This is a genomic window from Shewanella sp. SG41-4 (assembly GCF_014164505.1).
GTDB lineage: Bacteria > Pseudomonadota > Gammaproteobacteria > Enterobacterales > Shewanellaceae > Shewanella.
In genome coordinates, this window is sequence record NZ_JACJFI010000659.1 from 1 (window position 1) to 1,107 (window position 1,107).

At 32.4% G+C, this 1,107-nt stretch carries 1 protein-coding gene and 1 pseudogene; both read left to right on the plus strand.

Annotated features, from left to right (window positions below):
• The coding region (locus tag H5202_RS23060; protein WP_220493990.1) for a hypothetical protein at window positions 1–605 on the plus strand (605 nt) is incomplete at its 5' end.
• Window positions 606–752: 147 nt separating this feature from the next.
• Window positions 753–900, plus strand: a pseudogene (locus H5202_RS23065) (IS4 family transposase); the annotation flags it as partial.
• Window positions 901–1,107 lie beyond the last annotated feature (207 nt).

A 1,107-nucleotide genomic window follows, 5' to 3' on the forward strand; every position in this document is an offset into this window, starting at 1 on the left:
AGCAATTAATAAGTATGATAAATAGAGGTCTAAAAATTGATTATGATGGTTTTAAAGTCCTGCTCAAGATAATTAAACCAATAGTTACAAACTCAAATTTATTGTTTTTGATAGAAAATGAATCAACTCTTAAAAAAGGAACAAATGCAGGTAAACAATACTCAACATTAATATATATTCTATCCGCCTATTTAACTGAAGGGTTTTCGGGAAGTGTCAAATATAATATTACAAGAAAGAATTCAGACGGTAGCAATTATACTGTTGACAAGGCAATTAGAGACACTTCAAAATTTGTATATAACATATTAAAATACCAGTTAGTAAAGTATCTAGGGGTATTTAATTTGATGTATAAATATTACGAATCATCTATAACAGATATTAAAATGGAAGACGTTATTGGTATTGATCGTTTATTACTTAAACTTGAATACAATGCAATGTCAGAGAAAGGTCGATTAGCAAGTGATTACGGTGTGCCTCATCGTATAGTTGAATATTATGATGATGGTGGTGAATCTAAAAAATTGAAAAGGCAATTTGATAAATTTGAATTAGCTAAATTTAAGTTGATAGAATCAATATTTAATTCAGAAAATTAGGTTTTCAAAAATTAAGTGGGTCAGAGTCTGACGAATCCCCATGAAATAACAAACAGGAATAATAAGATATTTTAAATTAGGTGGGAACATTCATAGCATTTGGTGTTCAAATTTATCACCAAACAAAAATTACCACGAGTAAATACCATGAATGCGAAACAAGTTTTATCAAAATGCCTATCGTTTGTCACCCCGTTAATGCAAAAAAACGCACAAAACACTCCGCTTGAGTTTGTTTGCTGCCATTGAAAGCTCAATGAACGGTGGCTCGCTTTCTATTACTGGATTTGGCCGAAGCAGTCTGTAAACGAAGTTAGTTGCTGTAGGCCATAAATAAGTACACAGCATAAAGCACACACCTAGATTCCGGCTCAAAATAAGTGGGGTCAGAGTAAACTTAAATTTCTTAGCTATACTCTCTAGTTCAAGTCACTTTGAACATGGAAGTTACACATGCCAAGATCCCCAAGAATTTGCCCCATCGGCATTCCTCAACATGTTA